This window comes from Streptomyces sp. NPDC051183 (assembly GCF_040682455.1).
Taxonomy (GTDB): domain Bacteria; phylum Actinomycetota; class Actinomycetes; order Streptomycetales; family Streptomycetaceae; genus Streptomyces.
Genome location: NZ_JBFBBA010000001.1, coordinates 424,220 through 432,324, shown reverse-complemented (window position 1 = coordinate 432,324; position 8,105 = coordinate 424,220). Strand labels below are relative to the sequence as shown.

The window sequence follows — 8,105 nt, the reverse complement described above, 5'->3', positions numbered from 1 at the left end:
ATCAACACACCCGGACAACACCGCCACCCCGCCCGCCGTCACGGCCTGCGCAGCGCATTCAACCGATACCGCTACGTGCGGAGGATGGGTCTAGCCGGTCCACCACTTGAGGTCGGCTTCGGTGACCGGCCCGAAGGCAGCCAGGTAGTGACGGGCCATGGCGGCCTGCGCGTCGGCCCGGGGCATGCGCGGCAGGGGTTCGGCCGGTGCCCAGCGGAACCGGGCGGAGGTCCAGTTCCCTGCCGGGCGGGCACGGCGGATACGGCCTTCGGCGGCGAGGACGCCGAGAACGGTCGAGCAGACGCGCTGGCGCGACTCGTACGGCCTGCCGGGGGAGACCGTGATCTGTTCGGCCAGGGCGGGCATGGCTGCGGCGAGCTGGGCTGCGGTGACCTCGCCGCGCTCGGCGAGGACGGTCACGTCGCCGCACGCCTGGCCGCCGCCCCCGCCCGCTACGCGTTCCGCGCCACCGTGCCCGCCGACGCCGAGACGGTACGCGCCCGTACATGGTCCCTGCCCGGCCGCGTCCACCCCGTCGACGACCACAACAGCGCTGAGGGGGGAATTGCCCCTCTGGAAGCCCGAGTTCATGACCTAGAAGAAGCCGAGCCTCTTCGGCGAGTAGCTGACCAGGAGGTTCTTGGTCCACTGGTAGTGCTCCAGCATCATCTTGTGCGTCTCGCGGCCGATGCCGGACTGCTTCGTCCCGCCGAAAGCGGCATGCGCGGGGTAGGCGTGGTAGCAGTTCGTCCAGACGCGGCCCGCCTGGATCGCGCGGCCCGCGCGGTAGGCCGTGTTGATGTCACGGGTCCAGACGCCCGCGCCGAGGCCGTACGCCGTGTCGTTGGCGATCCGGACGGCGTCGTCGAAGTCCTCGAACGAGGTCACGGACACCACCGGGCCGAAGATTTCCTCCTGGAAGATCCGCATGCGGTTGTCGCCCTCGAAGATGGTCGGCTCGACGTAGAAGCCGCCCGCCAGTTCACCGCCGTGCTCGATGATCCCGCCGCCCGAGAGGATCTTCGCCCCCTCCTGCCGGCCGATCTCCACGTACGACAGGATCTTCTTCAGCTGCTCGGCCGAGGCCTGCGCGCCGATCATCGTGTCCGTGTCCAGCGGGTGCCCCGGCACGATCAGTTCGGTCCGGGCGACGGCCGCGTCGAGGAAGTCGCCGTAGCGGCCCCGCTCGATCAGGGCGCGGGACGGGCTGGTACACACTTCGCCCTGGTTGAGGGCGAACATCGTGAAGCCCTCCAGAGCCTTGTCGCGCAACTCGTCGTCGGTGGTCCAGATGTCGTCGAAGAACAGGTTCGGGCTCTTGCCGCCGAGCTCCAGGGTGACCGGCTTGAGGTGCTCGGCCGCGTACTGCATGATCAGCCGCCCGGTGGTCGTCTCCCCGGTGAAGGCGATCTTCGCCACGCGCGGACTGGACGCCAGCGGCTTCCCGGCCTCCTCCCCGAAGCCGTTGACGATGTTCAGCACACCGGGCGGCAGCAGGTCCGCCACCAGGCTGAGCCAGTAGTGCACCGAGGCCGGGGTCTGTTCGGCCGGCTTCAGTACGATCGTGTTGCCTGCCGCCAGGGCCGGGGCCAGCTTCCACACCGCCATCAGGATCGGGAAGTTCCACGGGATGATCTGGCCGACCACGCCCAGCGGCTCGTGGAAGTGGTAGGCGACCGTGTCGTCGTCGATCTGGCTGAGGGCGCCCTCCTGGGCGCGCAGCGCACCCGCGAAGTACCGGAACTGGTCGATGGCGAGGGGCATGTCGGCGGCGAGCGTCTCCCGGATCGGCTTGCCGTTCTCCCAGCTCTCCGCGACCGCGAGGGCCTCCAGCTTCTGCTCCATCCGCTCCGCGATGCGCAGCAGGATCGTGGACCGCTCGGTGATCGAGGTACGCCCCCACGCGGGCGCGGCGGCGTGCGCCGCGTCGAGGGCGCGCTCCACGTCCTCGGCCGTACCGCGCGCCACCTCGGTGAAGGGCTCGCCGGTCACGGGGGAGGGGTTGTCGAAGTACCGGCCGCGGACGGGCGGGGCGTACTCGCCGCCGATGAAGTGGTCGTAGCGGGACGCGTACGACATGAGCGCCCCCTCGGTACCGGGCGCAGCGTAACGGGCCATGGATCCTCCCCTTGCCGGGCGCCGCCCTCCGCCGGGCAGCGCACGCAGGGGAGGCTAGGGGCGGGCAGGTTGCCGGTACGTTGCACGGCCACCCGGTAAACCCTGCTCCGACGGCCCGAGTTCGGCGTCGAGGGCCCGTACGCGGGCCAGCGCGGCCGACCGGTCCGCAGCCGGCAGCGCCGCCGCCAGGGCCCGCCACACCTGCGGGTCGTCCGCGCCCCAGGGGCTGCACACCCAGTCGCGCAACAGCCCCGCGTCCGCACGGGCGATCACCGCGGCCCGCGCCTGGTCCTCGATGCGACGCCGCAGCCGGACGATCCCGGGCGCGGTGGAGGCCGGCAGCAGGGGGCCCGGGTACTGGTTGAGGGCGGCCGAGACGGCGCCCGACGCCAGGTGGCGGGCCACGGCGGTGAAATCGGCCTCCACGGGCGCGGCAGTGCGGTAAGGACGGGAGAGCGGCGCCCGGGAGCCCAACAACCGCCGCAGCCGGGTCATTTCGGCGCGCAGGGTCACCGGTGACACCGACTCGTCCTCGTACAGCGCGATGGCCAGCTCCTCACCCGAAAGACCCTCGGGATGGTGTGCGAGCAGCGCCATGATCTCGCTGTGCCGCCGCCCGAGGCGCACCTTGCGGCCGTCGGCGACCAGCAGCGCCTCGTCCCGGCCCAGTGCGCAGAGCGTGTCCCCGCCGGCCCGCGGGAACGGCTCCAGCAGCGCCAACTGTGCCTCCGCCGCCCGGGCCACCGCCTGTACGAAGGCGAGCGAGTGCGGATGGGCCAGCCCGTCACCGCCGGTGATGTCCACCGCGCCGAGCACCCGGCCCGTGCGGGGATCCCTGACCGGAGCCGCCGCGCACGTCCACGGATGCACCCGCCGGCTGAAGTGCTCGGCGCCGAAGACCTGGACCGGCTCCCCGACCGCGACCGCCGTGCCGGGCGCGTTGGTCCCCATCGCCGTCTCCGCCCAGCGCGTGCCCGGGACGAAGCCGAGGCGCTCGGCCCGCCGCAGGGTCGCGGGCTCGCCCTCCACCCAGAGCAGACTGCCCCGCGCATCGCACACGGCCAGCAGGTGGGCCCCGTGCGCGGCGAACGCCCCGACGAGGTCCCGGAACACCGGCAGCGCCCGGGCCAGCGGATGCTGCTCCCGGTACGCGCGCAGCTCCGCCTCGGCCAACTCGACCCGTGGCACGCACTCCGGGCTGACCCGGGCCCGGGCGCAGCGGCGCCAGGACTTCGCGATGACCGCCCGGACGGGAGCCTCGATCCGCCCGTCCTGGGTGAACGCGGAGTGGGCCCGGCGCAGTTCCCGGGAGCGGGCGGCGGGATCGGCCCCGCCCGGCAGCGCCACCGAAGGATCGCCCATGCCACCCACCCTCCCGTGGTGCCGCGGTACCCGGAGCGCCCCATCGTCGCCGCGCTCCCGTGTCCCGGCAAGCGGTACGTCGGCCAGTACGTCGGCCGATCCGCGCCGAAACCCGGGCAGCCGGGTCAGGTCTCCTCGGCCGGGTCCAGCGCGGCCAGCGCCGCCGCCGGGTCGGCGTCCGACGGGCCCGCCGGGACCCACCGGCCGGCCTCGCGGCGGTACGGCCACCAGCGCCCCTCCCGGCCCAGGCGGAGCTGGCGGCCGGTACCCGGCTCGGTCCAGCGGGCACGGACGCGGCGGAGCTCCGGGGCGGGGGTGCCGGCCCCGCCGTCGGGGGTGTCCCCGTCCGGCGCCTCGTCCGCCCAGGCCGCGGCGAGTGCCGTACGGGCGCGGGTCAGGGCGGCCCGGTCCGGCGTCCAATCGTCCTCCAGCGCCGCCAGGGCCGGGGCCGCGCCGAAGCCCCAGGCGAGAACGGCCAGGTCCATGGCGGCCCGGTTCCTGTCGGTAGCCGCCGACAAGCGGGAGCGGACCCGGAAATCACCGCCCTCGGCCGTGAGTCGTACGGCGTCTTCGGAAAGCGTGAGCGGGGGCTGCGGTGCCCGCTCCGCATGGGCCGGAGCGAGCGCCTCTGCCAGCAGCCGGTGGGCCTCCGACGCGGCCGCCTGAGCGAGGAATTCCACCGCGTCGACGTCCAGGCCGGCCGGAGGCTCCGACTCCGACTCCGTGTCCAGGGTCGGCGGCTGGCCCGGCGCCTGCGGCAGCCGCGGCAACGGGGGCAGCGGCGGCAGCACCCCCCGGGCCGCCCACGCCTCGGCGGCCGGGATGCCGGCGTCGGCGTCGCCTCCGGATCCGGCGCCGGACAGGTCATCCGGAGCTTCCGCTTCCGCGGTGCTGCGCTCCTCCAGCTCGTCGAGCAGGTCCCGTTCGCCGCGGCCGCGCAGGAGCAGCAGCACGAACGGGTCCTGGTCCAGCAGCCGGGCCACCTGGTAGCAGAGCGCCGAGGTGTGCGGGCAGTGGTCCCACTCACCGCAGTCGCAGCGCGGGTCCAGGTCGCCGATGCCGGGCAGCAGTTCCACCCCCGCCGCCGACGCGTCCTCGGCCAGCTCCGGCGGCACCTCACGGTCCAGCAGCGCCGCGATGTGCCCCGACTCCGCGGCCGCCAGCGCGAGCAGCCGGTCCCATTCCGCTTCCGTGAACTCCTGCACCAGCACGTCGGTCCGGTGCGCCGTGCCGTCCGGGTCGCGCACCACCGCCGTGAGCCCGCCGGGGCGCACCGACACGGCCCCGACCGCACCCGTGCGCGCGTACCGGCGGCCCTGCCTGACCTGTTCCCCGTCGAGCGCGCTGTCCTCCAGGGCGCGCAGCCAGGCGTGGCCCCACCAGGTGCGTGCGAAGCCGCGGCCGGCGGCCGGCGGGAGGGCGGCGAAGGTCTTCTCGTACGGATCCTGCGCGTTCACCGGCTCACTCCCCGGGGGTGGTGCGGAGTGCGACGAGCGCGGCCAGCTCGGCATCGGTCAGTTCGGTCAGTGCGGCCTCGCCACCCGCGAGGACGGCGTCGGCCAGGGCCCGTTTGCGTTCGAGGAGCCGCGCGATGCGGTCCTCGACGGTGCCTTCGGCGATGATGCGGTGGACCTGGACGGGCTGGGTCTGGCCGATGCGGTAGGCGCGGTCGGTGGCCTGTTCCTCGACGGCGGGGTTCCACCAGCGGTCGTAGTGGATGACGTGTCCGGCGCGGGTGAGGTTGAGGCCGGTGCCGGCGGCTTTGAGGGAGAGCAGGAAGACGGGGACCTCGCCGGCCTGGAAACGGTCGACGAGCTCCTCGCGGCGGGCCACCGGGGTGCCGCCGTGCAGGAGCTGGGAGGAGATCCCGCGCGCGGTGAGGTGCTTCTCCAGGATCCGGGCCATCGTCACGTACTGGGTGAAGACCAGCACCGAACCGCCCTCGGCCAGGATCGTGTCGAGCAGCTCGTCGAGGAGTTCCAGCTTCCCGGAGCGGGCGGCGGCGCTCACGGCCTTCGGTCCGTGCTCCCCGAGGCCGTGCTCCTTCAGGCCGTGCTCCTTCAAATACTGCGCCGGGTGGTTGCAGATCTGCTTGAGCGAGGTGAGCAGCTTGACCACCAGTCCGCGCCGCTCCATCCCGTCGGCCTCGTAGATCGCGGCGAGCGTCTCGCGCACCACCGCCTCGTACAGGCCCGCCTGTTCGCGGCTGAGCGCCACGGTGTGGTCGGTCTCGGTCTTCGGCGGCAGCTCGGGCGCGATGCCCGGGTCGGACTTCTTGCGCCGCAGCAGGAACGGCCGTACCAGCGCCGCCAGCCGGGCCGCCGCCCGGGGGTCCCGGCCGCTCTCGACGGGCTCCGCGTACCGGGTGCGGAAGGCCGCGAGTCGGCCCAGCAGGCCGGGTGTGGTCCAGTCGAGGACGGCCCACAGCTCGGAGAGGTTGTTCTCCACCGGGGTGCCGGTGAGGGCCACCCGGGCGGTGGCGGGGATGGTGCGCAGGGCCTTGGCGGTGGAGGAGCGCGGGTTCTTGACGTGCTGGGCCTCGTCCGCGACGACCATGCCCCAGGAAGTCGCGGCGAGGCGGGGCGCGTCCAGGCGCATCGTGCCGTACGTGGTGAGCACGAAGCCGCCGGTGAGGCCGTCGAGGGTGCGGCCCGCGCCGTGGAAGCGGCGCACGGGCGTACCGGGCGCGAACCGCTCGATCTCCCTCTGCCAGTTCCCCAGCAGGGACGCCGGACACACGACGAGCGTCGGGCCGGCGGTGGCGGGGTCCTGGGCACGGTGCAGGTGGAGGGCGATGAGGGTGATGGTCTTGCCGAGGCCCATGTCGTCTGCGAGGCAGGCGCCGAGGCCGAGCTCCGTCATCCTCGCGAGCCAGCCCAGACCGCGGAGCTGGTAGTCGCGGAGGGTGGCGCGCAGGGCCGCGGGCGCCGCGGGCCCGGGTGCGCCGGGAGCCTCGGGATCGATGGTGAGCAGCGCGCGCAGCCGCTCCAGCGGACCGGTCGCCTGTACGTCGATACGCGCGCCGTCGATCTCCGCGGAGCCGGTCAGTACGGCGGCCACGGCGTCGGCGGCCGACACTTCGCGGTCCCGTCGCGCGCGGGCCCGCCGGGCCTCGGCCGGGTCGATCAGGACCCACTGGTCGCGCAGTCGGACCAGGGGGCGGTTGGCCTCGGCGAGCCGGTCGAGTTCGGCGGCGGTCAGGTCGCCCTGGCCACCCAGGGCGTAGCGCCAGGTGAAGGAGTGCAGGGCCCCGGGTGAGAGCAGGCCCGGGAGATCGGACGCGGGGGCCGTGGCGGAGCCGCCGACGACCGCCCGGGCGGTGAGCGTACGGGCGAGTCCGCGCGGCCAGTGCACCTGCACTCCGTCGGCGGCCAGCGCCCGCCCGGCGTTGCCGAGCAGCTCCGCGACCTCCTCGTCGGCGAGGTCGACGGCGTCGGGGACGGCGGCGCCGAGCAGCGGATCGAGCGGGGGCCACAGCCGGGCGGCGCGGCGAAGGGCGCGCAGGGCGTCCATCCGGGCACGCGGCGGGAAGCCGGCCGCGGCGGCGCCGGAGCCGGCCCAGACGTCGGCGGCATCGGCGACCAGGGCGGCGTCGGCCAGGCTGTGCATCTGCAGGACCGCGCGGAAGGCCGGGCCGGACGCGGAGCCGGAAGCGGAGTCGAAAGTGGCGTCGGCCTCGATGGGCCGGTCCAGCTCGATCCGGAGCGAGATGCGGACGCCCGCATCGTGCGCGGCGGCGATCTCGGCGGCCCAGCCGCGCAGCTCGGGGCGGTGCAGGGGCGCCACCGCGGCGTAGGCGGCCCCGCCGGCGGCGGTCGGCGCGGCGGGGGAGCGGGGCAGGGTGTCCGCGACGGCGTCGAGGAAGGCGCGCAGCAGCGGCTCCGGCGTCGGCAGCCGGGGCGGGCCCGCCGCGTCGAGGGGAACGCAGTGCGCGGAGGGCGGCATGGCGGCCGCCAGCTCCCGTACCGCCTCCAGGTCGGCGGCTTCGAGCGGGCCGAGCCGCCAGGCGTCGTACCCGGCGGGACTCAGCCCGGGCAGCAGCAGCCCGCGCGCGGCGAGCCGGAGGGCGAGCAGCGCGGCGGCGCCCCAGAAGACGGTCGGGGACACGACGCCGGGAGCGATGCCGGAGGCGGACTCCGGGGCCGCGGTGTCCCCCGAGGCGGCGGCCGCCCGGGCACGGGTGAGCAACGGCAGTGCAGCCGCGACGGGCATGACGAGGGCGGTCACGGCGGTGCGCCGCAGATCGGGAGTGACCACGGTGATTTCCTCGGCGGAACCGAAGGCGGCACCAGCACCAGCGCCGGAACCACCGCTGCCGCTGCCGCCGACTGCGGTCGCAAGGGCGGCGGCGGCTCCGTCGGGCTGCCAGAAGGCGATCCGGCCGCAGCGGGCCGGGTCGGCGGGCAGGAAGGCGGCGGAGCACTGGACGAGGCCGGAGATCTCGGGGAGCACGCGTTCCTCAAATTTGACTACTGGATACGGGGTGGACGACAGTACCTCGCTCGGGCCCCCGGGTGTCGGAGGCGGGCCGTGACGCGGGTCACTTCGCGGAGCGTTCACGCGACCGGGAACGCGCGGCCGAAACCGTGCGTTGATGGGGGTAGTGGCCGACGTAGGAGGAGGTG

General features: G+C 74.6%; 5 protein-coding genes. All 5 read right to left on the bottom strand.

Translation table 11 applies throughout. The features are described 5' to 3' along the window. Positions 1-90 precede the first annotated feature (90 nt). Complete coding sequence (locus tag AB0M99_RS01985; protein ID WP_365916498.1) at positions 91-591, bottom strand: crosslink repair DNA glycosylase YcaQ family protein; 501 nt, start codon at positions 589-591, stop codon at positions 91-93. A gap of 3 nt (positions 592-594) precedes the next feature. Continuing rightward, positions 595-2,118, bottom strand: coding sequence for an aldehyde dehydrogenase family protein (locus AB0M99_RS01980; RefSeq protein WP_365916496.1), 1,524 nt, complete (start codon positions 2,116-2,118; stop codon positions 595-597). Between the two features lie 54 nt (positions 2,119-2,172). Then, on the bottom strand, positions 2,173-3,480 hold the full coding sequence (locus AB0M99_RS01975; RefSeq protein ID WP_365916494.1) for a GAF domain-containing protein: 1,308 nt from the start codon (positions 3,478-3,480) through the stop codon (positions 2,173-2,175). Between the two features lie 125 nt (positions 3,481-3,605). Continuing rightward, entirely contained in the window at positions 3,606-4,937 is a 1,332-nt protein-coding gene (locus tag AB0M99_RS01970; RefSeq protein ID WP_365916492.1) for an SWF or SNF family helicase, read from the bottom strand. Between the two features lie 4 nt (positions 4,938-4,941). Beyond that, positions 4,942-7,932 (bottom strand): DEAD/DEAH box helicase, encoded by a 2,991-nt coding sequence (locus AB0M99_RS01965; protein ID WP_365916490.1) that lies wholly within the window; start codon positions 7,930-7,932, stop codon positions 4,942-4,944. Positions 7,933-8,105 lie beyond the last annotated feature (173 nt).